The 25,556-nt window shown below is 67.8% G+C and carries 25 protein-coding genes and 2 pseudogenes; 2 read left to right on the plus strand and 25 right to left on the minus strand.

Features of this window, described 5'->3' with window-relative positions:
• Positions 1 to 665: 665 nt before the first annotated feature.
• A pseudogene (locus IM777_RS00525) lies at positions 666 to 917 on the plus strand (ArsR/SmtB family transcription factor); the annotation flags it as partial.
• Positions 918 to 1,029: 112 nt separating this feature from the next.
• Here the strand turns inward: IM777_RS00525 and IM777_RS17095 are convergent.
• The 6 genes and pseudogenes from IM777_RS17095 to IM777_RS00555 all read right to left on the minus strand — a co-directional run.
• A pseudogene (locus IM777_RS17095) lies at positions 1,030 to 1,357 on the minus strand (heavy metal translocating P-type ATPase); the annotation flags it as partial.
• Positions 1,358 to 1,470: 113 nt separating this feature from the next.
• Positions 1,471 to 1,773 carry a hypothetical protein gene (locus IM777_RS00535; protein ID WP_194384205.1) on the minus strand — a complete coding sequence of 101 codons (303 nt, stop codon included), beginning with the start codon at positions 1,771 to 1,773 and terminating at the stop codon, positions 1,471 to 1,473.
• A 17-nt stretch (positions 1,774 to 1,790) separates the two neighbouring features.
• Positions 1,791 to 2,333 carry a signal peptidase II gene (gene lspA, locus IM777_RS00540; protein WP_194384206.1) on the minus strand — a complete coding sequence of 181 codons (543 nt, stop codon included), beginning with the start codon at positions 2,331 to 2,333 and terminating at the stop codon, positions 1,791 to 1,793.
• Positions 2,330 to 4,234, minus strand: a complete 1,905-nt coding sequence (locus IM777_RS00545) for a heavy metal translocating P-type ATPase (protein ID WP_194384207.1) — start codon at positions 4,232 to 4,234, stop codon at positions 2,330 to 2,332. Before IM777_RS00545 ends, lspA begins: the two co-directional genes overlap by 4 nt.
• The gene (gene cmtR / locus IM777_RS00550) at positions 4,231 to 4,590 is read right to left on the minus strand and encodes a Cd(II)/Pb(II)-sensing metalloregulatory transcriptional regulator CmtR (protein WP_194384208.1); all 360 of its coding nucleotides are present in this window, start codon (positions 4,588 to 4,590) and stop codon (positions 4,231 to 4,233) included. Before cmtR ends, IM777_RS00545 begins: the two co-directional genes overlap by 4 nt.
• 68 nt (positions 4,591 to 4,658) lie before the next feature.
• Entirely contained in the window at positions 4,659 to 4,991 is a 333-nt protein-coding gene (locus tag IM777_RS00555; RefSeq protein WP_228480879.1) for an ArsR/SmtB family transcription factor, read from the minus strand.
• A 78-nt stretch (positions 4,992 to 5,069) separates the two neighbouring features.
• Between IM777_RS00555 and IM777_RS00560 the strand changes: the two genes are divergently transcribed.
• Entirely contained in the window at positions 5,070 to 7,103 is a 2,034-nt protein-coding gene (locus IM777_RS00560; RefSeq protein ID WP_194384209.1) for a heavy metal translocating P-type ATPase, read from the plus strand.
• A gap of 89 nt (positions 7,104 to 7,192) precedes the next feature.
• Here the strand turns inward: IM777_RS00560 and IM777_RS00565 are convergent, their stop codons facing one another.
• The 19 genes from IM777_RS00565 to IM777_RS00655 form a co-directional block, all read right to left on the minus strand.
• Entirely contained in the window at positions 7,193 to 7,849 is a 657-nt protein-coding gene (locus tag IM777_RS00565; RefSeq protein WP_194384210.1) for a metal-dependent transcriptional regulator, read from the minus strand.
• Positions 7,850 to 7,874: 25 nt separating this feature from the next.
• Positions 7,875 to 9,257, minus strand: coding sequence for an Nramp family divalent metal transporter (locus tag IM777_RS00570; RefSeq protein WP_194385379.1), 1,383 nt, complete (start codon positions 9,255 to 9,257; stop codon positions 7,875 to 7,877).
• Positions 9,258 to 9,594: 337 nt separating this feature from the next.
• Positions 9,595 to 9,990, minus strand: a complete 396-nt coding sequence (locus IM777_RS00575) for a DUF4307 domain-containing protein (protein WP_194384211.1) — start codon at positions 9,988 to 9,990, stop codon at positions 9,595 to 9,597.
• A 25-nt stretch (positions 9,991 to 10,015) separates the two neighbouring features.
• Positions 10,016 to 11,779, minus strand: a complete 1,764-nt coding sequence (locus IM777_RS00580) for a bifunctional copper resistance protein CopD/cytochrome c oxidase assembly protein (protein ID WP_390178688.1) — start codon at positions 11,777 to 11,779, stop codon at positions 10,016 to 10,018.
• 64 nt (positions 11,780 to 11,843) lie between these two features.
• Positions 11,844 to 13,079, minus strand: a complete 1,236-nt coding sequence (locus IM777_RS00585) for an IS30 family transposase (protein ID WP_228480880.1) — start codon at positions 13,077 to 13,079, stop codon at positions 11,844 to 11,846.
• Between the two features lie 79 nt (positions 13,080 to 13,158).
• The gene (locus IM777_RS00590) at positions 13,159 to 13,395 is read right to left on the minus strand and encodes a hypothetical protein (protein WP_194384212.1); all 237 of its coding nucleotides are present in this window, start codon (positions 13,393 to 13,395) and stop codon (positions 13,159 to 13,161) included.
• A gap of 150 nt (positions 13,396 to 13,545) precedes the next feature.
• A complete protein-coding gene (locus IM777_RS00595; protein ID WP_194384213.1) occupies positions 13,546 to 14,229 on the minus strand; it encodes a DUF305 domain-containing protein in 684 nt (227 codons plus the stop codon).
• Positions 14,226 to 14,918 (minus strand): thioredoxin-like domain-containing protein, encoded by a 693-nt coding sequence (locus tag IM777_RS00600; protein WP_194384214.1) that lies wholly within the window; start codon positions 14,916 to 14,918, stop codon positions 14,226 to 14,228. Before IM777_RS00600 ends, IM777_RS00595 begins: the two co-directional genes overlap by 4 nt.
• A 45-nt stretch (positions 14,919 to 14,963) precedes the next feature.
• Positions 14,964 to 15,974 carry a c-type cytochrome biogenesis protein CcsB gene (ccsB, locus tag IM777_RS00605; protein ID WP_194384215.1) on the minus strand — a complete coding sequence of 337 codons (1,011 nt, stop codon included), beginning with the start codon at positions 15,972 to 15,974 and terminating at the stop codon, positions 14,964 to 14,966.
• Positions 15,975 to 16,053: 79 nt separating this feature from the next.
• On the minus strand, positions 16,054 to 16,803 hold the full coding sequence (locus IM777_RS00610) for a M23 family metallopeptidase (protein WP_228480881.1): 750 nt from the start codon (positions 16,801 to 16,803) through the stop codon (positions 16,054 to 16,056).
• A gap of 135 nt (positions 16,804 to 16,938) precedes the next feature.
• Positions 16,939 to 18,339: a peptidoglycan DD-metalloendopeptidase family protein gene (locus IM777_RS00615; RefSeq protein WP_194384216.1), complete on the minus strand. Its 1,401-nt coding sequence runs from the start codon at positions 18,337 to 18,339 to the stop codon at positions 16,939 to 16,941.
• Positions 18,336 to 19,958 (minus strand): apolipoprotein N-acyltransferase, encoded by a 1,623-nt coding sequence (gene lnt / locus IM777_RS00620; RefSeq protein WP_194384217.1) that lies wholly within the window; start codon positions 19,956 to 19,958, stop codon positions 18,336 to 18,338. The genes IM777_RS00615 and lnt overlap by 4 nt, the downstream gene beginning before the upstream one ends.
• Positions 19,959 to 19,961: 3 nt before the next feature.
• Positions 19,962 to 20,903: a cytochrome c oxidase assembly protein gene (locus IM777_RS00625; RefSeq protein ID WP_194384218.1), complete on the minus strand. Its 942-nt coding sequence runs from the start codon at positions 20,901 to 20,903 to the stop codon at positions 19,962 to 19,964.
• Entirely contained in the window at positions 20,900 to 22,594 is a 1,695-nt protein-coding gene (gene resB / locus IM777_RS00630) for a cytochrome c biogenesis protein ResB (protein WP_194384219.1), read from the minus strand. Before resB ends, IM777_RS00625 begins: the two co-directional genes overlap by 4 nt.
• On the minus strand, positions 22,575 to 23,342 hold the full coding sequence (locus IM777_RS00635) for a cytochrome c biogenesis CcdA family protein (RefSeq protein ID WP_194384220.1): 768 nt from the start codon (positions 23,340 to 23,342) through the stop codon (positions 22,575 to 22,577). The genes resB and IM777_RS00635 overlap by 20 nt, the downstream gene beginning before the upstream one ends.
• On the minus strand, positions 23,339 to 23,941 hold the full coding sequence (locus IM777_RS00640) for a TlpA family protein disulfide reductase (protein WP_194384221.1): 603 nt from the start codon (positions 23,939 to 23,941) through the stop codon (positions 23,339 to 23,341). Before IM777_RS00640 ends, IM777_RS00635 begins: the two co-directional genes overlap by 4 nt.
• Positions 23,938 to 24,273 carry a DUF6804 family protein gene (locus IM777_RS00645; protein WP_194384222.1) on the minus strand — a complete coding sequence of 112 codons (336 nt, stop codon included), beginning with the start codon at positions 24,271 to 24,273 and terminating at the stop codon, positions 23,938 to 23,940. Before IM777_RS00645 ends, IM777_RS00640 begins: the two co-directional genes overlap by 4 nt.
• Positions 24,270 to 24,821 carry a signal peptidase II gene (locus tag IM777_RS00650; protein WP_194384223.1) on the minus strand — a complete coding sequence of 184 codons (552 nt, stop codon included), beginning with the start codon at positions 24,819 to 24,821 and terminating at the stop codon, positions 24,270 to 24,272. Before IM777_RS00650 ends, IM777_RS00645 begins: the two co-directional genes overlap by 4 nt.
• Positions 24,811 to 25,548, minus strand: coding sequence for a copper resistance CopC family protein (locus IM777_RS00655; protein WP_194384224.1), 738 nt, complete (start codon positions 25,546 to 25,548; stop codon positions 24,811 to 24,813). The genes IM777_RS00650 and IM777_RS00655 overlap by 11 nt, the downstream gene beginning before the upstream one ends.
• Between the last annotated feature and the right edge of the window lie 8 nt (positions 25,549 to 25,556).

Below are 25,556 nucleotides of genomic sequence, written 5' to 3' on the forward strand. Positions count from 1 at the left end.
CTGTGCATAGGCAACGGCCAGGACTAGCCATATGCGGGACCACATGGAAAGGAACGCGGTGAGCGCGAGCGGTTCACGTCGATCCAATCGGCGGAGGTGGACGTCTGCTGAGTACGCCTACGTGGCCTTGGGACTGAATGGCCTGTGCCTGCTGATCTTGTTTTCCAACCTGCTAACCGGCAACACCTGGTGGCGGGTTGCAGTGCCGCTCGCTGTGCTGTGCCTCGTCCTCGGCGCCGTGTCAGGGTTTCAGACGAGGCGACTGAGAACGAGAGAGCGGCACGAACCCAAGACTTAGAGACGCCGGGGGCTCCGCGGTGTTCCACTTCCCCTGAACCTACTGAGCGAGTACGCCGGGAGGAGTCTGCCGGCTCGCATGAAATGCTGGGGTACGCCACCGACTCCCACTCCTTGCCTTTGTCGGCGCTGCGGATGATGCCCAGACTTGGAGCCCGAACTCTGCCGGAGTGCTCGATCTCGGATGCCCCGAAGCCAGCAGCGCTTCATCGGTCGCGACCAACCCCATCGCGTCGAACGCGAACCGCTGCATTTAGTGCAACGACAACGGAGACCAGTGCAACGAAAAGGTCGAAAATGCAACGGGAACACGTTCCCGACAAATCGACCCTTGACGCGGAAGATCTCGATCGCTAATGTACAACCAAATGGTTGCACAAACGGAGCTCACCGATGACGAGATCGACCGCGTCTTCCAGGCGCTCGCGGCGGCTACCCGCCGCGACATCCTGCGGCGCACCCTCACCGGAGAGCATTCCGTCTCGGCCCTCGCGCGCGACTACGACATGTCGTTCGCGGCGGTGCAGAAGCACGTCGCCGTGCTCGAAGCCGCGCAGCTCATCATCAAGCGCGCGGAGGGACGCGAGCGCCTCGTGCGCGCGGATCCTGTCGGTATCGCGGTGAGATGACACTAGATGTCACGTATCGCAGGCGTCTTGCGCGCGGTCGGAGGAACTTTGTCGTGACACTTTCCCAATGCCCGCGCTTCAGATGAGACTCTACGAGCGCCCTTTAAGAGTGGCGCGAGAGCGACAGCGATTGCTGTTCCCGGGCTGGCTCCGGTGTGATGACCGATGTGCGCGTCAGTTGCTGAACCGACTTCGCCCGCTGGGCGGTCCTGACGCCGTTGAGGATGACGATGACCTCCGCGATCTCGTGTACCAGGACTACGCCGGCGAGACCGAGGGACGCTGAACAGGGCAAGCGGGAACAGCATGATGATCGTCAGGGCCAGACTGATATTGGCGGTCATGATGCGCCGACCGCAGCGGGCGTGGGCGAGAGCGGCAGAGATGAGGCGAAGGTCGTGGTCCGTGAAGGCGACGTCGGCGGACTCAAGTCGCTGCCGCGATCGCCTGGTTCAAAGCGATCGGCGCGAACAGCAACGGTCTATGCCGCCACCGTCATTGAACGAATCAACGCGCCCCTCCCGATCCTCTGGCATTGAGGCCGTCAGGCCACAGGCAGCGCCCCTACGATTTGTGACGTTGTCGGTGCTCCGGCGTAGCCGTTCTCTGTCGCGTAGACGCGGCACGCGAGCGAGCGAACCGGCATCGTCGGGAACAGGTCGACGCCGTCGACGAGGAGCGTTGGCGACCCTCCGAATCGAGTGTTCGATGCCTCGGCCTCAGTCCGGATCGCCACCAGCTCCACCGGTACGTCGGCGAGTCCGAGAGCGTCCAGCGCTTCGCGCGTGTGTTCTTCGGCAACGGCCGTGTTCGGGCAGTCGACGATGTGCAGAAGCTCGACCTTCATGCGGCGTGCTCCGTTCGCTATTCGCTGTTGGTTGCCGCGCGCGGGCTCGGCGTGAGGAGGTTCAGGCTGACCAGGCCGACACCGACCACGACGAAGACGTCGGCGATGTTCCCGACGAAGAGGTCGCCGTAGGCGAGGAAATCGGTGACGTGCCCTCGCCCTAATGACGGCGGGCTCAGGAGCCGGTCGACCAGGTTGCCCACCGCGCCGCCGAGGACAAGCCCCAACGCGAGACCCCACCGGGCACCGCGCAATCGCACGGCGAACACGACCACCGCAGCGGCGGCGATCACGCCGACGAGAGTGAGGACCCAGGTGGCCCCGGAGCCGAGAGAGAACGCAGCTCCGGGGTTGTAGACCAGGGACAGGCCGAACAGGTCGCCGAGAAGCGGTATCCGTTCGCCCGGCGTCAGCTGCGCCACCGCGAGGGCCTTCGAGCCCTGGTCGAGCGCTACAGCGAGCACGGCCACAATCAGGACGACGCCGAGAGCTCTCCTCGCCTGCGGCCGCGCGCCCGCATTCTCTTCGTCGATCGCGGCAGCGACGTCCTGCGTGGTCACGCGCTGGTCTTCCGTGTACGTGCGGCGCGCAGGCCGTTGAGGATCACGACGACCTCGGCGATCTCGTGCACGAGCACCACGGCCGCGAGACCCAGGACGCCGAACAGGGCGAGCGGGAGCAGGGCGGTGATGATCAGCAGCGACAGGATGATGTTCTGGTTGATGATGTGCCGTCCGCGGCGGGCGTGGTCAAACGCACGCGGGAGTAGCCGCAGGTCGTGGCCGGTGAAGGCGACGTCGGCGGACTCGATCGCGGCGTCCGAGCCGGTCGCGCCCATCGCGATCCCGATGTCAGCCGCCGCGAGGGCGGGGGCGTCGTTGATGCCATCGCCGATCATCGCGACCGACCCGTTCTTGCCGAGTTCGCCGATCGCTGCTGCCTTGTCCTCAGGGCGCAGCTCGGCGCGCACGTCCTCGATTCCGGCCTGCGCGGCCAGGGCACGGGCTGTGCGGGCGTTATCGCCGGTGAGCATCGTGACCCCGATGCCCTGGGCGACGAGGGTGCGGACGACCTCGGGAACCTCGGGGCGCAGCTCGTCCCGGACACCGATCGCCGCGACCGGCGAACTGTCGCGGTGCACGATCACGACCGTCATGCCCTTCTCTTCCAGGGCCGCGACCCGGTCGCCGAGTGTCCCGGCGTCGAGCCAGCGGGGGCTGCCGACGGTGATCCGTGCCCCGTCGAGGGTGCCTTCGATGCCGTGACCTGCCCGCTCGGTCACACCCTCGGCTCCGGGGGCTCCGGGAGCTGCGGCCGTGATCGCCGCGGCGAGCGGGTGGGTGCTGTGCTGCTCCAGCGTGGCCGCCCAGGCCAGCGCCTGCTGCTCGGTCACGCCATCGACGGTGAGGACGGCGGTGACGGCGGGTTGGTTGCGGGTGAGGGTGCCGGTCTTGTCGACGGCGACGTGACGGATCACGCCGAACCGCTCGAACACGGCACCGGACTTGATGATCACGCCGAACTTGCTCGCCGAACCGATCGCCGCCACCACCGTCAGCGGCACCGAGATCGCCAACGCGCACGGCGACGCCGCCACCAGCACCACAAGAGCGCGGGTGATCCACAACTCCGGGTCACCGAACAGCGACCCGATCACGGCGACGAGGACGGCGAGGATCAGCACGCCGGGGACGAGCGGGCGGGCAATCCGGTCCGCGAGGCGGGCGCGGTCGCCCTTCTCTGCCTGCGCCTGCTCCACGAGCTCGACGATCGTGGTCAGTGAGTTGTCCGTGCCCGCCGCGGTCGTCTCGACCTCCAACGCACCAGCCGTGTTGATCGCACCCGCCGACACCGCGTCTCCGGGCTCGACCTCGACCGGGATCGACTCCCCGGTAATCGCGGACGTATCCAAGCTCGAGCGTCCCGTCCGGACGATGCCGTCGGTTGCGATCCGCTCACCCGGACGCACCAGCATGAGCTGGCCGACGGCGAGGTCCTTCGCCGCGACCTCGACCGTGGTGCCACCCTGACGGATGGTCGCGGTCTCCGGGACGAGCTTCAGCAGCGCCCGCAGCCCACCGCGGGCGCGGTCCATCGCCTTGTCCTCCAGCGCCTCCGCGATGGAGTAGAGGAACGCCAGCGCGGCAGCCTCCTCGACGTAGCCGAGGATCACCGCGCCGATCGCGCTGATCGTCATCAGCAGGCTGATACTCAGCTTGCCCTTGAACAGCTTCCGGATCGCGCCCGGGGTGAACGTTGACGCGCCCAGCAGCAGGCCGATCCAGAACAGCACCAGCGCCGGGATCTCCGCCCCCGTCCACTCGAGGATCAGACCGGTGAGGAACGCGATGCCGGAGAAGACTGGGACCATGATCCCGCGATCGGTCCACCAGGGACCGTCGTGGTCATCATCATCGTCCAGCTCGACGCCCTCCACTTGGGACTTCGTCACTTCACTCATGCGTCGGCTCCGATTCCGCAGCACCCCGGTACCGTGCAGGACGCGTCCACACACGGCGCGTTCTCGTTCACCGCCAGCGTCACATCGACGAGCGCGGTGAGCGCCGCCGTAAGGTGCGGGTCAGCGATCTCATAGCGCGTCTGCCGCCCCTCGGGCTCGGCGACCACGATGCCGCAGTCGCGCAGGCAGGTCAGATGGTTCGAGACGTTCGAGCGGGTCAGCTCCAGCTCGCGCGACAGCACGGCCGGGTAGCTCGGGCCACCGAGCAAGGTCATCAGGATCCGGGAGCGCGTCGGGTCCGCCATCGCCCGGCCGAGCCGGTTCATGACATCTAGACGCGAAGTAAGAGTCAGCACACACTGACTATACATTGAAGGCTGACTAATCTTCTGGACGCACGTCCTGTCTTCTGCGGCGGATTGATTCATCCTCCGCGCGGCAGGTGCTCGAGATGTCCGATGGCCTCGTCGAGGAGCTCGGTGACATGGTCGTCGAAGAGCGAATAGTGAATGTGTCGGCCGGCGCGACTACCGGTGACGAGGCTGAGGTGCCGTAGCAGCCGCAGATGGTTCGACACGGTCGTCTGGCCGATCTGCAACTGCTCGCTGAGCTCGGTCACCGTACTCGGTCGAGCGCTTAGCGCGCTCAGGATGCGCAGCCGCACTGGCGACGCCAGCGCCTGCATGATCTCGGCGAGCCGCTCGGCCTCTGCCACGGACAAAGGACCCATTTCCCGACGCATCTCAGCACTGACCATGCTCATCATTGTGCCGCGCGATCACGATAATCATTCACAAGAACACCATATCATGATATTGTGATGTATTCTGATGGCATGACTGCTTCCCCGACGACTGCCGCGCCCACTGCTGAGGCGCAGGACCATGCTCACGGCTCCGCCCGGTGGGAGTTGTGGTTCGCGATCGCCGCGGGCGTCACCTATGCCGGCGGGATGATCGCCGAGTTCGCGTTGGGGCTGCCAATGGTCGGGTGGCCGTTGGTGTTCTTCCTTGCCACCTACTTCTTCGGCGGGTTCTTCACGTTCCGCACCGCGATCGCCTCCACGCTGCGCGGCAAGTTCGAGGTCGACTTCCTCATGCTGATCGCCGCCATCGGCGCCGCCCTCATCGGCCGGTGGGCGGAGGGCGCGGTGCTGCTGTTCCTGTTCAGCCTCGGCCACGCGCTCGAGGAGTACGCGCTCAGCCGCGCCAGCAAGTCCATCGAATCCCTCGCCGAGCTCGCCCCCCGTAACGCCCTGGTGCGCCGGAGCGGGGACGAGCCGGTGGAAGTGCCGGTCGAGGAGATCGTGGTCGGCGACGTCGTGGTCATCCGCCCGAACTCCCGCATCCCCTCAGATGGCTTTGTAATCTCGGGACTGTCCGCAGTGGATCAGTCCGCGGTAACCGGGGAGTCGATCCCGGTGGAGAAGGAGCCGGTGGCCGACCCGGAGCGGGCGATGCGCACCGTCGACACCCTCCCCGCCGCCAACCGGGTCTTCGCCGGCACCGTCAACGGGTCCGGAGTGCTCGAGATCGAGGTCACCGCTACCGCTGCGGACTCGACGCTCAGCAAGGTCGTCGAGCTGGTCCGCACCGCCGACCAGGCCGCGTCCCCCACACAGCAGTTCATCGACCGGTTCCAGCGTTGGTACGTGCCCGCGGTGATCCTCGGCGTCACCGTCACCCTCCTGATCTCCTGGCTGGCGTTCGCGCAGCGGTTCCCCGACGCGTTCTACCTCGCCATGACGGTGCTCGTCGCTGCCAGCCCCTGCGCTCTCGCGATCGCCACCCCGGCCGCGGTCCTCGCGGGCGTGGCCCGTGCCGCCCGGGCCGGCGTGCTCGTCAAGGGCGGCGCCCCGCTCGAGACCCTTGGACGGGTCAGGGCGATGGCGTTCGACAAGACCGGCACCCTGACCTGGGGTGCCCCCCGGGTGACGTCCGTCACGCCTGCTGGCGACGGTCCCGAGTCCGACCTGATCCGCACTCTCGTCGCAGTCGAGGCGCTCAGCGACCACCCTCTTGCCGAGGCGATCGTCCGCGACCTCGAGCCCCGCGTCCCCCAGACCGAGCGCCTCACAGCGACAGACCTGAAGGCGGTCGTCGGCCGCGGCGTCACGGCGACGATCGACGGGGAACGCGTCGACGTCGGCAACCTTCGCATGTTCGACGAGCAGCAGCTCGCGCTTACCGGCACACTGGCCGATGCCTACGCGCAGGCGCGAGACTCCGGTCAAACGCTGATGATCGTCCGCCGCGGTGACCGATTCCTCGGCATCGTGGGAGTCATGGATGCCTCCCGCGCGGAATCCGCTCAAGTACTCAACGCCCTCAGGGCTGCGAACGTGGGGCAACTCGTGATGATCTCCGGCGACAACCAGCGCGTCGCCGACGCAGTCGGCCGGGAAGTCGGCGTCGACACGGCAATCGGCGAGCTACTCCCCGAGGACAAGGTCGCCCAGATCACCCGCCTCGCCGAAACCCACCGACCCATCGCAATGGTCGGCGACGGCGTCAACGACGCCCCCGCGATGGCCCGCGCTGACGTCGGCATCGCGATGGGCGCCGCCGGATCCACCGTCGCCCTGGAAACCTGCGACATCGCCCTGATGAGCGACGACCTCGGACGTGTCCCGTTCGCGGTGCGGCTCAGCCGCGCGACAAGCCGGATCATCCGACAGAACCTCATCGCCAGCCTCGCGATCGTTGCATTCCTCATCCTTGCCACTTTCCTGGGGCTGAATATCGGCGCCGTTGTTCTCATCCACGAAGGCTCTACCCTGATCGTCGTCGCCAACGCACTCCGTCTGCTCAACTTCGAGCGAGGCAAGGAGCACCACGGTATCGATCATGAGGACAAGCCCACCCCGTGACACTTTCCTCTCACTCGAACGCCCGCCAGGATCGTCTTCTCTAGTTGCGGCATCGGCAGCTGGTCACGAGCGGGGTAGTGGGGGATCACTCAGGCGGAGATCCAGATCGCCGCCGCAGCCGCGCGTGGGAGAGCATGCGGCTCTCCGGCGAGGGTCACGACGACGGACGCCTCGCCCGCGACCTCGGCGACCCTAAGTGCACTGCCGGGGCGAATGTGCGCCCGGTCGAGCTCGCGCAGCACGGCGGGATCACGGTCGCTGATCCGGATGACGCGGCCCTGCTGCCCGGTGAATGCCTCATCGAGTCGCACAGCGGGTTCCGATTCGACGGTGCCGTCGGCGGTGGGGATCGCGTCGCCGTGGGGGTCGCGCGCGGGCCTGCCGAGCCGCGCGTCGATCGCCTCGAGAAGCCGGTCGGAGATGGCGTGCTCGAGGATCTCGGCTTCGTCGTGCACCTCGTCCCACCCGTATCCCATCTCGCGTGCGAGCCAGGTCTCGATCAGCCGGTGCCGGCGCACCACTGCAAGCGCGCGTGCGTGCCCGACATCCGTCAGCCGGATCGCCTTGTAGGGGATGTGGGTCACGAGGCCCTGAGCGGCCAGCTTCTTGACCATCTCGGTGACCGTCGACGGTGCCACGCCGAGCCTCGTCGCGAGCACCAACGGCGTGATGGCATCAGGCTGCCACTCGGTGTGTGCGTACACCGTCTTCAGGTAGTCCTCAATGGCAGGGCTCGTGACAGGCATCGGCCTCAGGATACCCACGGGGGCGTCACGCCCCGGTGAACACGAGCCAGAGCAGCACGCCGTTCAGCGTGATCAGAAACACCGATGCCCCGATGCCGGCGGCGGTCGTCGCCCAATGGTTCTTCCACCGTCCGAGCACGCTCACCCTCGCCGTGAGTGCGACAAGAGGTACGAGTGCGAACGGGATACCGAACGAGAGCACAACCTGGCTGAGCACGAGGGAGAGCGTCGGGTCGAAGCCGAGCCAAAGGCTCAGAAGCGCCGGGATGAGCGTGACGAGTCGGCGGAGGATGAGTGGGACGCGTACGTGCAACAGACCGTGCATGATCTCGGCGCCTGCGTAGGCGCCCACCGAGGTCGACGCAAGCCCCGATGCAAGGAGGCCGACCGCGAAGAGCGTCGCGATTACAGGACCGAGTGTTGCTCCGAGCGCGGCATAGGCGCCCTCGAGGCTATCGGTGCCCTCGACGCCCGCGAGGTTCACCGCCGCGAGCAGGAGGATGCAGAGGTTGACGGTTCCCGCGATCGCCATCGCGATCGACACGTCCCAGCGGGTGGCGCGGAGGAGCCTGTCGGCCGGCACAGCCGTCGCGGTGCCGGGGAGGCGCTCTGGTGCGGCATCCGCGTCCCGCCTGATTCCGAAGCCGTGCCATGCGCGCGCCTCGCCGCCGCCGCCCTGTTCTCCCCGGTGCGTTGCGAAGCGATCCCGGCTGAGGGCCGAGTGCGCGTAGATGGCGTGCGGCATGATCGTCGCCCCGAGGATCGACGCTGCCAGCAGCACCGAGTTGGCGTCGGCGAAGCGTGGGACGAGGCCCGCGAGGAGGCCGGCCGGATCTGGCGGGGCGACGAAGACGCCGACCGTGAACCCGACCGCGATGATCACGAGCAGCCCCATGATCACGAACTCGAACGTGCGCGGGCCTCGCCGCGACTGCAGTACGAGCAGCACGATCGAGACGATGCCAGTGATGAGGCCGCCCCAGACGAGCGGCACGCCGAAGAGCAGGTTCAGTGCGACGGCGCCGCCGATGACCTCGGCCAGGTCAGTCGCCATGGCCACGAGCTCGGCCTGCAACCAATAGGCGCGGCGTCCCCAACGGTTCCGGATGCGACCGCCGAGCACCTCGGGCAGGCTCCGCCCGGTGACTATGCCCAGCTTCGCCGAGAGGTACTGGATGAGCCATGCCATGACGTTGCCGAGCACCACAACCCAGACCAGCAGGTACCCGTATTTCGCGCCCGCCGTCATGTTGCTCGCGACATTGCCGGGGTCGAGATAGGCGACGCCCGCGACGAGTGCAGGCCCGATCAACCAGGCAACGCGTCCGACCGATGCGGCGCGCTTGGGGTTCGCCGCCAATGTCGCGGGGTCCGGTGCGGCCGTCGCGGGCCTGGCATCATCGGTCATCATCGCGCCTGCGGTTCCCGCGCCGACAAGACCTGGACCACCATCGAGAGATTTCGGCATACCGAAAGAATATGAGTGATTTCGGCAATCCGAAAGAGGCGGTAGGACTGGAAGTCACACCACGGAGCCACTACGCAAAGCGGCGCGTGAGAGCTGCCGACTCAAGCTCTGCCGCGAAGTCAGTACACGCAATTGTGCTGCTGCACAACAACCCGACCTGACCGATCCCGACGCATAGGCCGATCCGCTTGCGCGACGAAAGCTGTCGCGCGACCGATGGCTCGGCGAACTCTTCGACTAGCGCTTCCGCAGGCGGCGGGCTTCGCCCCCTTGCGAACTAGGTGACCCAACAGACCTTCACGGTGCCGGTCGTGGCCTGTGCGACGGTCGGGATCGTCTCAACGAAGGCTCGCGTGGTCTCCTCTGACCCCGGGTATTCGACCACACGCCAGCCCACGATGCCGAAGTCCTCATCCAGCGCCTGCACAGCGCATGCGAACGCCGCGCCGGCGGGTGGGGTGGCCTGGAAGGATACGGTCACCGTGCGGGCATCGACCAGCTCGAAACCTGTCTCGTCGAATCCGACGTCGTCGAACGAGTTCGAGACGGTCAGCCATGCAAGCGCAGCGACGGACAACGCCGCCACACCTGTGACGGCGATCCAGAACAGTCGGCGGCGGATAGGGCGCTGAGCACGACCGTAGCGTTCGGCAAGCTCTTCCTTCGTCGTCACGCGGTCCTCTGTGTCTGCGTAGGGCTCAGCGGCGGGGGCGAGCATCGTGCGTGGCGAGGTCGGCCAGGTGCGCGTTGTAGGCCTGCAACTCGGCTTCCCCGGTGCGGTCGGCGTGCCGGTCGCGGCGCTTGGTCTCACGGTCGTCGCTGCGGCTCCATTGGATCGCGACGGTGATCGCGAGGATGAGGGTCGGGATCTCGCCGATCGACCACGCGATGCCGCCGCCGGTGTACTGGTCCTCGAGCGGCCTCGGCCCCCACGTCCGGCCCATCGACCCGAACCAGTCGGCGACCATCAGTCCCGATTGCATCATGATGGCGATGCCGAAGAACGCGTGCATCGCCATCACGCTGATGAGCAGCAGCAGCCGGCCGGGGTAGGGAAGCCGCCACGGCACCGGGTCGATGCCGATCAGGGAGAGTGCGAACAGGTAACCGGTGATGAGGAAGTGCGCGATCATCCACTGGTGGCCGAGGTGGTCGGCCAGCGACCAGCGGAACAGGTCGGTGTAGTAGAAAATCCACAGCGACCCGATGAACAGCCCGGCTGCGACGAACGGGTTCGTCAGCACCCGGGCAACGGGCGAGTGCACGGCCCACAGAATCCATTCCCGGCCGCCGCGCGTGCCGTCGTCGCGCTTGCGGATCGCCCGGGCGGCGAGGGTCGCCGGCGCACCGGCGACCAGCAGCACGGGGATCGCCATCGTGAGCAGCATGTGCCCGACCATGTGCATGCTGAACAGGTAGTCCTGGTAGACGTTGATGACTCCGCCGGTGACCCACACCAGCAGCACCATGCCGGTGACCCACATGATCGTGCGGTACACCGGCCACGCATCGCCGCGGCGGCGTAGCCGCCACACCCCGACAAGGTAGAAGAAGATCGCGAACCCGGCGATCACCGCCCACAGCAGGTCGACGTTCCATGCGGTGACCCACCGTTCGATCGTGAGCTGCGCGGGCAGCGGTGCACCGGTGAGGCGTTCCGCTGGCGTCGGGATCTCGGGAAGCGGGACCGGGTTCGGTGGCGGGGTGCGGGCCAGCGCTGCAGCGGCACCGCTGGCCACACCCATCAACGCCAACTCGAACACGATCAAGATCCAAAAGAGGCGGGATGCCCCGTCAGAGCCGCGCATCTTGCCGATCAGCCGCATCCGGTACCACGCGCCGAAGAGCCCGAGACCGACCAGCGCGACGGCCTTGACGGCCAAGATTGCGCCATAAGGGGAGAGCAGATCCGACCACTGCTGCAGGCCGATGGCCGCGCGCACCGTGCCGGACACGGCGACGAGCACGAACGCGGCCAAGGCAATGCTCGAGTAGCGGGCGACGACATCGGCGATGCGCTGCCGGTGGAGGACCGGACGGATGGCAACGAGCAAGAGGAGACCGCCGAGCCACACCGCGGCGCCGATGATGTGCAGGATGAGCGCCATCATCGCCTCGTGGTGAAGGGCGTCATCACCAGAGTGTCCTTGCGTGCCCATCGGCACGAGCGAGGCGACCGCCAGCAGGGCAACCAGAAGCGTTCCAACCCAGGACCGCACCGCGAATGTCAGGACGGTGAGTGCTGCGCCCGCGACCGTCGTGATCAGCCACGTCCGGCCCAGCTCGAGTTCGACAAGGAACCGTCCGAGCTGGGCACCGAACTGCGGTCCGACGTCGATCGCAGGGTTGAAGACGCTGAGAAACGTGAGGAACCCGGTCGTACCGGCTGCCACGGTGAACACGGCGGCGGAGATCGACGCGGTATCGAGGGCGATATCGAACTCACGCTCACCGGACCGCAACGTGAACAGCGCCGTCTGTCAACGGCGGCTGAAAACTGCCCCCTTTTCGTCGGGCGGTCTCAAGTCATCGTCGCAACACCGACGGACTTTGCGAGGCTAGCAGGGCCGCGAACATGGTCGCCGGTGAGCGGCCGTTGAGCACGTCGCGGGGGCGGTTGTTGAGCTCGTTCTCGACGGCTCGGAGGTGCTCGGCGGGGTGTCGGCTGAGGTCCGTTCCCTTGGGGAAGTAGTCCCTCAGGAGCCCGTTCGTGTTTTCGTTCGTTCCGCGCTGCCAGGGCGAGTGCGAGTCGCAGAAGAACACCGGCGTGCCGAGCGTCTCGGTGATCTTCAGGTGCCGTGCCATCTCGGTGCCCTGGTCCCAGGTGATCGAGCGCAGCAGCCCGGGCGGGAGATCGCCCATCGTGGCGTTGAGCGCGGCATGAAGCGCGTCCGCGTCACGGTTCGGCAGGTGCAGCAGTCGGGTCGTGCGGGTCTGCCTCTCGACCAGCGTGCCGATCGCCGATCCCTGCTCCTTCCCGATGATGAGGTCCCCCTCCCAATGCCCCGCCTCGGACCGGTCCTCTGGCGCGAACGGGCGGTGGTGGATGGTGAGCATGGGCTGCTGGAAGCGTGGACGTCGCCGGTCGGTGCGTTGCTGCGCCTTGCGATGATCGCGGCCCGTCCGCAACGGTGACGGCCGGTGCGGGGCGAGCTTGGACGGCCGCGAAAGCGCCGATCCGGGCCGATACACGGCCTGGTAAATGCTCTCGTGACTCAGCCACATCGAGGGCTCGTCGGGGAACCGCTCGCGCAAGGAGCGACTGATCTGTTGCGGACTCCATCGCTGCTGCAGCAACTCGTCAACGACCTCCCGGAGTCGGTCGTCCACGTCGATGCGACGCGCGTGCTCCCGCCCCCGCCGCCGACTGGCAAGCCGATGTGCTTCGAACGGACGGTAACCGCCGCCGGCGCTGGAGTTCCGGCTCAGTTCACGCGAGATCGTCGAGGGCGCGCGACCGAGCTGCGCCGCGATCTCGCGCGCGCTCTGACCGGCGTGATGAAGGTCCGCGATCCGAACCCGCTCGTCCTGGGAGAGGAACCGGGCACTCACGACCCGCACCTCGCGCCGGTCCAACGCCGGCACGTAGCCGACGACCGCACCGGCCTTGTAAGTCTTGTATCCGCGCGCCCAGTTGTGACCGGCGGTGCGCGAGGCGCCGACCTCTCGGGCGGCGGCCGCGATGCTCCACCCTTGCTCCCGCAACTGCATGAACCGCTGCCGCTTGGCCGACTGCGGGCGCCGGCCGGGGCCCTTCTTCACACGACGAATCGAAGACAACACAACTCCCAGAATCGAGGAGTGTTGCAACGATCGCTTGAAACCGCCCAACGTCTGGGGGTCAGTATTCACGCGTCGTCGACACCGTCACGAGCACACCGACCATTCCCGCAGCGGCGAGGTTCACGATCAGCTTTGCGGCCGGAAGCCCCCAGCGCACGACCGGGCCGGCGTCACCAAGGGGGAGCTGTGCAGCGCCGCCACCGAATGCCAGTGCGCCGACTAGGGAAGCAAGTGCCGCCCCAACGAGGATCGTCGGCCCGACTACCCGCAACGTGCGGTAATTGATCGGCATCATTTGTGCCCGGTGCGTACCGCGTTACTCGCGGCGCGCTCGCCTGCGTGGGCTTCTGTGGGCGTTGTGGTCACGGTAGTTCCCTCGGGTCGGGATTCTGCGGAGCCAGGCGGAGCGGGTCTGCTGCAGGCACCGCGGAGGTGCGTTCGGGTGCTATTCGCAGCCCAGTCGCACCTGCATGGATTTCATCGCGCTGATCTCGGCGGTCTGTCCGTTCTTGATGTTTTCTGCGACGGTCCGGGCTCGAGGATCTGTGCCGAGTTCGATGAGCGCCTCGGTCATGGGGATGGCGCCTTCGTGGTGGCGGATGAGCAGCTCGAGGAAGAGGCAATCGGCTTGCTGCCCGGTCGCCCCCTCCAGGGCGGAGATCTCTTCGGCTGAGGCCATTCCCATGGCGATGCGTGCCTCTTCCTCCGTCATGGCCGCCCCGTCAGGCATCGCGTGGTCGCTCCCGCCCGGAGAGGCGTCCATCCACTGCATCATCGGAGCACCGGACTGCGACAGCCCCCACTGCACGAGCCAGTCGTACATCTCGCCGCGCTGGCCCGCCTGCCCGGTGGCGATGTCGTACGCGAAGATCCTCAGTTCCTCGTCGGACGTCTTGCGGTAGATCTCCATGGCCATCTGGATCGCCTGCGCGTGATGCGCCTGCATGTCGCGGGAGAAGCCCGCCTCGGGAGAGTCAGCACCCGGCGTGCCCGCGCCCTGCGACCCGAAGGTTGAGAAGCGGCCCACAGCGAAGGTCAGCGCGCCTACCGCGAGCAGGACAAGGAGGACGATCCACCACCGCGGCCACCCTCGGGATGGGGACGCGTCGCTGGTTTCACTGCGGTTCATTGCTTTCCCGGTGCGTCGTATGCGCCAGTGCAGGCGGCGTTCGGCTCGGGAGCGTTCTGGCTGCGCCAGTACTCTTCGAAGAAGGCGCCGATGCGCTCGTCGTCGGCCGAGTCGACCTCCAGCTGCTGGTTCCAGTTGGACATCACGATCGGCGCCGCCAGTCCCTCGTAGGGGGACAGAACGACATAGGTTGAGGGCAGAAGGCTCTTGAGGGTTGCGAGTTGCTCGCCGGCGACCTCGTCGGGGTTGTAGGTCACCCACACGGCGCTGTGCTCCATGGAGTGGACCGCGTTCTCATTCGGGACCGGTTGGTCATAGATGCCGCAGTTCAACCAGACCGCATTGTGCGGGCCGCCCGCCGGGGGGCTTTGCTCGTACTGGACAGCACCCTCGACGTGCTCAGCCGTATTCTCGAAGGTTTCGACGCCTTCGATGCTCGCCCCCTCGCTGCCGGCCTCGTACTGTCTTGGCGGTGACGGTGCGAGCACTACGGATGCGACGACGAGGCCGATGATCACCACAGCCGCCGTCGACCCGACGACCCACCAGACCAGCTTGCTGCGGCGGCGTTTGGCAAGCTGCTTCTGATACTCAGCCAATTTCTGCTGGCGCTTCCGCTCACGCTGTTGCTTGACGGTGACAGGACCGCGCTGAGGGGTGTTGGCCGGATTCGGGCGGTTCGGAGTCATCTGCGTGCTTTCAGTTCGTGTCTCAGGCGGATTCGCGGAGGAGGCTCAGCTGAGGCCGGAGTAGGCGTGGAGACCTTTGAAGAACATGTTGACGATGGTGAAGTTGAACAGCACCGTGAGGAACCCGATGATGCACAGCCAGGCGGAGCGGGTGCCGCGCCACCCTCTGGTCGCGCGGGCGTGGATGTACCCGGCGTAGAGCACCCAGATCACGAAGGTCCACACTTCCTTGGTGTCGAACCCCCAATAACGTCCCCAGGAATCATTGGCCCAGATCGCACCAGCGATCAGGGTGAAGGTCCAGAACACGAACCCGACGATCACGAACCGGTACGCGAGGGCTTCGAGCGCATCCGCGGTAGGCAGCGTCGCCAGGAACCGCGGTCCGCCGGCACGAGCAGAGGTTGTGTCGGCGCGCCGTTCCCGGCGTGTTTGCATGAGCTGAGTGACCGCGAGGCCGCACGCGATCGCGAACAGGGCGGTGGCGAGCGAGGCGACGAAGACGTGGATGACCAGCCACACGCTCTTGAGCGGGTCCATCAGCGGAACGACCTCGACGTAGAAGGTGATGGTCGCCCCGCCCAGCAGCAGCACGATCATGCCGATCAGGAACGCGCCCAGGAAGCGGAGGTCATAGCGGCGCAGCACCAGCAGGTATACGGCGACGATCAGGACGGTGCCGGTCAGCGCAAACTCGTACATGTTCGCCCACGGCACCCGGCCGGCCGCGATCCCGCGCAGGACGGTCCCGGCCAGGTGGAACAGGAACGCGAGGACCGCCAGCGACGTCCCGATCCGTGCCCACAGTAGCCGCGGCCGCTGTGCGGGCGGGGTGCGGACACTGTCCGCCCCACGACTCTGGGTGCTCTCGGTCTGCGGGCTCACTGTTGCAGTGGCGCCGACCAGGGCCGGCTCCCGCTGCGGGGTGCTGGCAGGAACGGAGCGCTGGGCGAGGTCAATGGTGTACGCGATGAACGCGAGCAGGTAGGTGGCGATCGCCGTCCACACCAGCAGCAGCGAGATGCCGTCGAGGGAGAGCGTGTCAGTTCCGGTCATGGCGAAGTCATCCTTTTATCGTTGCGGGCTAGGGGTGGGCTCGAGCATCGTTGCGCGGCGGATGTCGGCGTGACATGTGTCAGCCCGCGTTCGCTTCCAGCCAGGCCAGCGAGTCGACGGCGGTGCCGTCGAGATACACCTCGAAGTGCAGATGATTTGCGGTGGAGCGGCCCGTGCTACCGACAAGCCCGACCAGCTGCCCGGCCGTCACGCTCTGCCCGACGCCGACCTGCCGACTGCCTGTTTGCATGTGGGGGTACACCGTGCTCACCTGCTGCCCGTTCAGGACGGATTCCACCACAACGGTGACCCCGTACCCGCCGTAGCTGTCCTGTGAGATCCGCACGACACCGTCGAGGGACGCGTAGACGGGGGTTCCGCCGGCAGCGACCATGTCGGTCCCCATATGTGCGCCGCCTCGGTCCCCGAACCGGTCGGTCACGGTGAACGGGCCGCCGACCGGCCACCGCACGGTTCCGCTGCCTTGGGGCACGATGCTGTAGTCGAACGGCAGCGAGGCGACCTGCGCAGCGCGCGCGCGTTCTGCGGCTGCTTCTGCCGCCTTCTTCTGGTCGATCTCCGCCTGGGTGGTGGCTGCGTAGCTCTCCCGTGTGAGCTGCGTCGCGGTCGCGTCGGAGGCGACGATCAGAGATTGCGCGTCCTCGGACGCGACTTGCTGCAGTGTCGGGATCTCGATGTCTGCTGGCTGCCAGGCAGCGGATGCGGGGAGGGCGAAGGTGGCGATCAGGCCGGTTACCACTGCGAGTGCCGCGAGGGACCGGATCGGCGCCAGCGCGCGCGCCTCGCGGCGGGCAGACGTCGTGGCCATCGCGCGTCGCCTGGGGTGGGGAGCGCTGGCGGGGAGGGAAGTGACGGCGCGGCGGAGGCTGCGGCGTGTGGAGGGCGTCTGGGGCTGGTCGCCGGTTGAGGTGGTCTGTTCAGTCATGATGTCCTTCATTTCGGGTCAGATGGAGACGCCCCGGGCGGCGAGGAAGTCGATGGGGTTGACGGGGGAGCCGTTCACGTAGGCCTCGAAGTGCAGGTTGCAGCCGAACGCGTTGCCGGTGTTGCCTTCGCTGCCGATCAGGTCGCCGGCGTTCACGCGTTGGCCGTATCCGACGTAGAAGCCGCCGTTGCGAATATGGGCGTATCCGGTGCCGATCCCGCCGCCGTGGTCGATCTTGATGTAGTTGCCGTAGCCGCCGTTGTATCCGGCGTAGACGACGGTGCCCGCTGCGGCCGCGTAGATCCCGGCGCTGCAGCCGCCGCTCAGGTCGACGCCGTAGTGGTAGCTGGTCGAGCAGTACCCGTTGCCGCATTGTGAGCTGCGCGGCCCGAATCCCGAGGTGCGGTTCCCGGATGTTGGCCGTGCCCACCCGGAGCTGACCACACCGCCTCCGCCGCCGCCTGAGGCCGCGAGCCGCTCGGCCTCGGCCCGCTCAGCCGCTCGCCGCTGCTCCTCGGCGATGCGGGCAGCTTCCACTCCGGCCTGATAGTCGGCGATGGTCTTGGCTGTGGTGTCCTCGAGGGCGGCGAGCTGGGCCTGCAACTCGCCGAGGTGGAGGGTTTGCGCGTCCAACGCCGCCTGTGCGGCATCGGCGGCTTGCTGCGCTTCGAGCATCTTCTGTTCAGCGACGCGTTGCAGTCGGTCGCGTTCGTCTCGGGCGACCACTGCCTGATCGGTCAGGCTCTGCGCGGCGTCCCGTGCTGTGATCGCGGCGGCATACACCGCCTGGTTGCGCTCGAGCAGCTTGTCCATCACGCCCAACCTGGAGAGGAGGTCGTCCGCGGTGGCCGCTGAGTCGGAGAAGAACAGCTCCAGGGAAGTGGTGTCGCCGCCGTCTCGGTACAGTTGCGCGGCGACGCGGCCGGCCTTGTTCGCGGCGTCGGTCGCGTTCTGCGCTTCCGTGTCGGCTTGGGACTGCAGCGCGTCCGCCCGGATGGATGCGTCGAAGTACTCCTGCTGGGCGGTGTAGAACGCGCCCGCGGCCTGCTCGGCGATAGTGCGGGTGCGTGTCACCTCACCGGTCAGGCTTTGAATGAGGCCCTGGATCCGCTGGACTTCGGCGGCTTTGGTTGCTTCGTTCGCTTTCGCGGCCTGCACGTCCTCCCAGGACGGATAGGTCGCCGCGAACGCGGCCGGCAGCAACGGACCGGCCACCAGCACGCCGACCACACTCGCCGTCCCCGCGGTCAGCAGAACACGTCGGCTCACACCGGCCCGCAAGGCGCGGCTCTCGGCGGGCGTAGGCGCGCATCCTTCGGCCATCCGTTCACCAGGGATCGTGGCATCGCTGCCGGTCACCGACGGTCGGAGCGGCAGGTTAAGTGGATGTGTGACAGCCCTCACTCGTGACGTGTTCATGGGCGCCTCGCCTGGTCAGTCGGACGATCACTACCGCCCGCACGCGTGCGGGCACGGTGGGAGAACCCCGCCGCGGCAAGGCCACCTGCGGCGGCGAGCACGATGAGACCGGTGAGCCAGGGGCCGAGGGCCACCGCGGGGGTCAGTCCAGTGCGCAACGGGACGATGCTGATCGACCCGGCAGCGGTGTCGACAGCGATGCTGTCGAGGGTGGTGCCGTCCGGGGCGATCACCTGGCTGGTGCCCACCGTCGAGACGTTGACGACGGCGCGGCCCGTTTCGATGGCGCGCATCCGGGCGAACGCGAGTTGCTGCAGGTTCTCGTCGGTCCCACGGAAGTCGGCGTTATTGGTCTGGAACACGAACATTTCTGCACCGGATCGGGCGCCATCCCAGATCACGGTGTCGTAGATCACGTCGAAGCAGATCGCCAACCCCACCCCGACATCCCCGACCTGCACAATCGGCGGATTGGTGCCGGGGGTGTACTCGCGCTGGATCAGTCCCACCAGCTCGGGGACGATCAGCTCGTAGAACCAGCGGTCGGGCACGTACTCCCCGAACGGGACCGGGTTGACCTTGTCGTGCCACTGCCGGCCCGTGGGGTCCGCGGTCCACAGCAGGGACGTGTTGAAGACACCGTCGCCGCGGGTGGTGGCGGCGTTCATCAGCAGCGGCGCACCGGCCAAGCGCACGACTCGGTCCAACGCCTCGGCGGCGGCGGGATCACTGAGCGGGTCGGCGTCGACGCCGCCTTCCGGCCAGGCCAGCAGATCCATCGGTTGCCCATACAGCGGCACAGTGGCGGCGGTCTGCGCGGCGAGGACGTCGCCGGGCGTCTTGTCGTCGAAGTACCCGGTGGGGCCGTTGCCCTGCACCCAGCCGACCCGGAACTCTCCGGCCGGCGCGGTGGGGAACTGCGGTGTCACGACCAGGAGCACCGCGACGCTCACGGCAGGGTGTAGTCCGAGCATGAACCGGATGCCGCCGGCGCGGACCCACTGCACCACAGAGGCGCACAGAATGACGATCAGCAGCGACAGGCCGGTCACGCTCGTCCACGACGCGACCTCCGCGAGCGGCCCGCCCACCTGGGTCATGCCGAGGCGCGCCCACGGGAACCCGGAATACGGCCACGCACCCATCACCACCTCACGGGCCGTCCACAGAACCGCGATCAGAGGCGGCACCACGAGCAGCTGCACGAGGCCGCGGGGCCAGTGATGCGCGGTCCACCGGTAGGCGAGCGTGATCGGCACCGCTCCCGCGCCGAACAGGACCGCTTCCAGCCCGGCGAGGGCAAGCCACGGGACCGGGCCGAGGAACTCCCCCACCCACACCAGATGGGTCGTGTAGAACACGGCGCCGAAGACAGTGCCGGCCAGCAGCGCCCCGCCGATGCTGCGGCCGATCAGGGCCACCAGGGCGACCGTGACGCTCACGAACGTCAACGGCCACCACCCCACCGGCGCGGAGGCGAGATCCAGTAGGAGGCCGGCGGCCGCGGATGCCAGCACCGCCGCCCACAACGGCAGCGACCATGCCGCAACGGGGCGGCGCGGCGGCGTCCCCTGCTCCGGCGCGGCGGCCGGGGCAGGGGTCGGCAGGGTCGTGCGCATCGGTCAGGTGTCTTTCTGGTGGAGTCGCGTGAGGTAGTCGTTGTACGCGTCGAGCTCGGGGTCGCCGTGCGCGTCGGCGCGACGGTCGGCGGCGGCGGCCTGGGCGGTGTCGTCGCGGAACCAGCGGTGCATGACGTAGATGAGCATCAGCAAGGTGGGGGCCTCGCCGTAGGACCAGGCCAGCCCGCCGGCGAGGCGCTGGTCTTCGATCGGGTCGATGCCCAGCGCGCTCGTCGGGCCGGCGAACCCGTCGATGAGGGTGGTGGTGGCCATCATCAGGAAGACGCCGAAGAAGGCGTGCAGGGCGGCTTCGGCGAACACGTCCAGGGCGCGGCCGCCGTGGCTCATCCGCACCGGCAGCGGGTCCGAGGACAGGATCGGGATCGTGAACAGCATCCCGGCGACCAGGAACCCGACCTCGAGGAGGGTGTGGCCGGTGACGGTGGTAAGGATCGGGTCAGCGAAGTTCGCCAGGTAGAGGCCGTAGAACGCGAACAGATACAGCGGCACCGCCAGCCACGGGCTGAGCAGCCACCGTCCCGTCCGGCTGTGCAGCCCGGCATGCGCGGCACGCAGCACCAGGAGCCCGGGGCCGCGGTGCGGGGTGGCGCGCAGCAGCAGGGTGCCCGGAGAGCCGAGGACCAGCAGCGGCGGGATCGCCATCATCAGGGTGAGCTGCTGGAACATGAACACCGAGAACAGCGCGTACCCGTAGTTCTCCACAGCAAGACCGGTGACAGCGGCGAGGGCGACGCAACCGAGTAAGAAGCTGATGGTCCGCCACATCGGCCATCCGCGCCCACGCACCCACATGCGGATCGCGCCGGCCAGGTAGGCGACTGCGAGCAGCCCCGCCAGGATCGGTAGCAGGGGGGCGGGAAGGGGGGCCGGGGTGAGGAACACGCCCAGGGTCGGCGGGGCATCCGGGATCCACACGGTTGTCACGGCGTGTCCTTCGCGGCCTGCTCTATGCCGAGGGACTGCGCGTGGCGGGTCGCGAGTTCGTCGACGGCGCGCGCGAGGGTGGGGTCTTCGCCCCGGGCGAGGCCGGCGTATTCGACGTGCACGCCGTCCGGGGTGGTGCGGGCTTTCACCCAGAGCCGCCGGCGGGGGACGAACAGGCCGGCGAACAGGCCGAGGGTGGCGAGCACGGAGAACGCGAGCACCCAGCCGCTGCTGGGGTCGCGTTGGATCTGCAGCGACGCGAACCGCTTCACCGGCTGCTCTGTCGTGACCTCCTCCCAGGTGATGGTGCCCCATCCGTTCGGCAGGTCGACGGTGGCGCCCGGGGTGAGCTCGAGGGAGTCGGCTGTGGTGTCGCCGCCGGTGTGTTGGGTGAGCCCGTCGACCTCGAGCGTGTACACCGACCTCGGGGTGCCGTCGTCGATGCCGAGATCGCCGCTGAACACGTTGAGGGTCATCACCGGGTTGACCACGTCGGGGTAGACGGAGGTGAACGCGCCGGAGGGCAGCACCCCCTGGGTGGGGTAGAAGAACCCGACCAGCCCGACCTGTTCGGGCAGCCCGTCCGGGATCTTGATGATCCCCAGCGAGGTCATGTTGGAGTCCTGCGGCAGGAACGGCTGCGACTCGCTGTACACGACCTGGCCGGCGGCGTCGCGGATCGTGAGGGTGGGGGCGTAGCCGTTGCCGAGCAGGTAGATTCGGTCGCCTTCGACGGTGATCGGGTAGTTCACGATCACACTCTCAGCCCGGTCGTCCTGGCCGGGCTGTCGGATAGAGACGTCGGCGGAGAAGTCGCCGGCCTGGCCTGCGCCGGGGGTGCCGGGCAGCCGGTAGGAGACCTGGAAGTCGTCGAGGGTGAGCGAGTAGGGCGCAAGACCGGTCCCGTCGACGAATCGGCCGGGGTTGAACGAGGAGTAGTCGCTGAGCGCGTTCACGAATGTGGTGCCCTCCACCACCACTCGCTGCCCCGTGTACGCGAACGACCCGCCGATCGCCACCGACATCAGCACGCCGATAAGGGCGACGTGGAAGATCAGGTTGCCGGTCTCCCGCAGGTAGCCGCGCTCGGCAGACACCGACGCAGCGCTGCGCGCGTCGTAGCGTTCCACCCGGTACCCGGACTTACGTAGCTGCTCTGCCGCGACGGCAACCGCGTGCGCGGCCGCATCGGGCTGCGCGGCCCCTACCGGGATGGTGAGCTCCCGGTACTCGGACAGGCGTGATAGCCGCGCCGGGGTGCGCGGCGGGCGAGTGCGGAGCGCCTTGTAGTGGTGCTTCGCGCGTGGAATCACGCAGCCGATCAGGGAGGTGAACAGCAGCAGGTAGATCGCGGAGAACCACGGCGACAGGTACACGTCGAACAGCCCGACCGCGTCCGCCAGCGGGAACACGTCGGGGTTGTCGCGTTCCCATTGGATGACCCCGTTGGGGTCGGCGCTGCGTTGCGGGAACAGCGACCCGGGCACGGCGGCGATGGCGAGGAACAGGAGCAGCACCAGCGCGGTGCGCATGCTGGTCAGTTGCCGCCACGCCCACCGCAGCCAGCCCGTGACACCGAGGGTCGGCTGGGTGATCTCGGTTGCGGTATCGACATCGGTGTCGGCGTGGTCGCCGGGCCGCAGCGGGTCGGCTGTGACGTCGGTGCCGGTGTCAGAGCGGGAGGGGAACATTGATCACCACCTGTTGCAGCTGCGACATCAGCACCGTCCACAGTCCCGTTACCATCAGCAGGCCGAGGGCGATGAGCATGGCCCCGCCGAGGATGTTCAGGGCGCGGATGTGGCGGCGCAGGAACGTGACCGAGCGGGACGCCCAGCCCCACCCGGCCGCGAGGATCAGGAACGGGATGCCCAGGCCCAGCGAGTAGGCGAGACCGAGCAGGCCGGCGCGGGCGGGGTCGCCGAGGTTCCACGACATCGAGATGATCGCTGCGAGCGTCGGGCCGATGCATGGGGTCCAGCCGACGCCGAGCGCGAACCCCAAGAGCGGCGCGCCGATCAGCCCGGCCCTGCCCTGGGCGCGGGGGCGGAGGGTGCGTTGCGCGATGCCGAAGAAGCCGAGGAATACCAGCCCGAGGGCGATGATGATGATCCCGAACACCCGGGTGAGGATGCCTGCGTATTGCAGCAGCAGGTATCCGAAGGTGCCGCCAAGGATCGTGACAGCGACGAACACCACCGTGAACCCGGCGATGAACAAACTCACTCCCAGCAGCAGCCGGGCGCGCTCCGCCGTCACCGTGCGCCCGCTGTTCACCGTGGCGGGTGTGGTCGTCGTGGTGGTGCTGCCGAGGTAGCCGAGGTAGCCGGGCACCAGTGGCAGCACGCACGGGGACACGAAGGAGACCAGCCCGGCGAGGATCGCGACCGGGATCGCGACCCACAGGGCGCCGTCGACGATGACCGCTCCCGGGTTCACGAGGTGTCCTCGGCGAGGGTGTCGGCGACCAGGGTGGACAGGATCGATGCGCTGGCCAGCTGCCCGATGATCCGCGCGGCGACCCGCCCTTCCTGGTCGATGACCAGGGTGGTGGGGGTGGCTTGGATTGGGGTGACTTGCGCGAATGCGAGTTTCACTTTGCCGTCGTTCACGTCGATCACGCTCGGGTAGGTGACGTTGTTGTCGCGGGCGAACGACAGTGCGGTCGCGGGCTGGTCGTAGGTGTTGACCCCGAGGAACGCGACATCTTGGTCCTGGTAGTCCTGCCAGACCTGCTCGAGCAGTGGCGCTTCGACGATGCATGGCCCGCAGGCGGCGTACCAGAAGTTCACTACCAGCACCCCGTCGCGATAGTCGTCGCTGGAGACCGCCTCGCCGGTCTCGGTGACGCCCTCGAAGACCACCGGCTCTCCACGGTCGGTCTCCGGGATCTCGACGATCTGGAAATCGCCGGCGATGTAGCCCTTCTCGTTTCCGTCCCGGTACTGCTGCGCGAGCGAGTCGCCAGACGTGCAGCCGGCGAGCAGCCCGACGACAAGAAGGGCCGAGGCGGTGGCGATCAGAGCGCGGCGGTTCATGGGCGCTTGACCTTGATCAGTGCGCCGGCTACCAGGAACACGACCGCGGCGACCGGTTGCGCGGCCGTCCACACCGGGCCGGTGAACGGAAACGGGAACACCGGGTTCCAAATCACTAGGATCGCCGCGAACACCGGCACCCACCACCATTGCCGCGCCTGGATGGCGAACCAGCTCACAATCACCGCGAAGATCGCGGCAACGAACAGCACCAGCGTGAACCAGTCCCCACCCATCAACACCGGTGCAAGGAACAACACCGCCGCCGCAAGCAGACCCGGCGCGAACGCATTGCGCTGATACACGGACGGGGTGCGCTGCTTCGCCATCATGACCCGCTCACCGCCGACCCCGCCGCCGGCAACGGTCCACCGGCCACCCCAGCATCCGCTGTGTTCGTGCGGGCGCGCCGGTGTCGGATCCAGATGTTCAGGCCGAGCACGATCACGCCAGCGCCGAGGGCGACATCAGCGAGGTTCCCAATGAAGAGGTTCCCGTAGGCGAGGAAGTCGGTGACGTGCCCGACCCCGAAGCCAGGCGGGGAGAACAGCCGGTCGATCACGTTCCCGACCGCGCCGCCCAGGATCAGCCCGATCCCCACCGCCCACCATCCCGTCCGTGCCCGCGCCGCGGCGACGATCAACACCACCACGGCGCCGACGCCGAGGAGAGTGAGCAGCCCTGTGAACCCGGCGCCGAGAGAGAGGATCGCGCCCGGGTTGAACGCGAGCTGCAGCCCGAGCAGATCACCCAGCAGCGGGATGCGCTCGTCCTGGCGCAACCCGTCGAGTGCGGCCGCTTTCGTCGCCTGGTCGATTAGGACCACCACGCCGGCGGCCAGGCAGGCGATCGCGAATCGTCGGGACTGCTCACGATTCATCGGCGGGACCGTTCTTCCCCGTGTCGCCATTTCCGCTGCCCTTGCCGGACGCGGCAGCTGCGGCTGCTCTGTCGCGGCGGCGGCGCTCTCGGGCCACCATGAGTACGACGATCAGGGCACCGCCGAGCACGATCACACCGCTTACCACCGCGAGGACGGGGAGGAACTCCCCACCTCCGGAGGGGCCGTTGTGCATCTCTCCGGAGGTCGTGGTCGGGGTCGTCGCAGACGGTTCGGGTGTCTGTTCCTGGGTCGCTTCGGGGGTGGGGGTACTGGTGGGCACCGTGACGGCTTCGACGGTGTACTGGTACTCGTTGCTGATCGGGTGCCCGTCGCTGGAGACGACCCGCCACCGCACCGTGAACACCCCGGCCTGACCTGGCTGGACAGCCTGGGTGACGGTGGTCCCGTCGATGACCGGTTCCCCGGACGCGAGGTTCTGCCCGTCTGGAGCGACCACCTCGATGATCACCGCGCTGAAATCGGTGAGGATCTCCCCGCTGAACGTCAGCGAAATCTCCTCCGGAATCACGCCGATCGTGGAACCGGCTTCCGGGGAGGACGAGACGATCTCATCGTGCGCGGCTGCGGGAGATGCGACGGCGAACAGCAGACCGGCGGTCAGCAGCAGCGCCGCCAGGCCGGGCAGAAAGAAGGAGCGTCGACGGATCCCGGGGGTGGGCGATCGGCGCCGGGATGCGCGGTCGGCAACGGGTATGGAGGTCATGGTCTCGG

The sequence above is a fragment of the Microbacterium luteum genome, assembly GCF_015277875.1.
GTDB lineage: Bacteria > Actinomycetota > Actinomycetes > Actinomycetales > Microbacteriaceae > Microbacterium > Microbacterium luteum.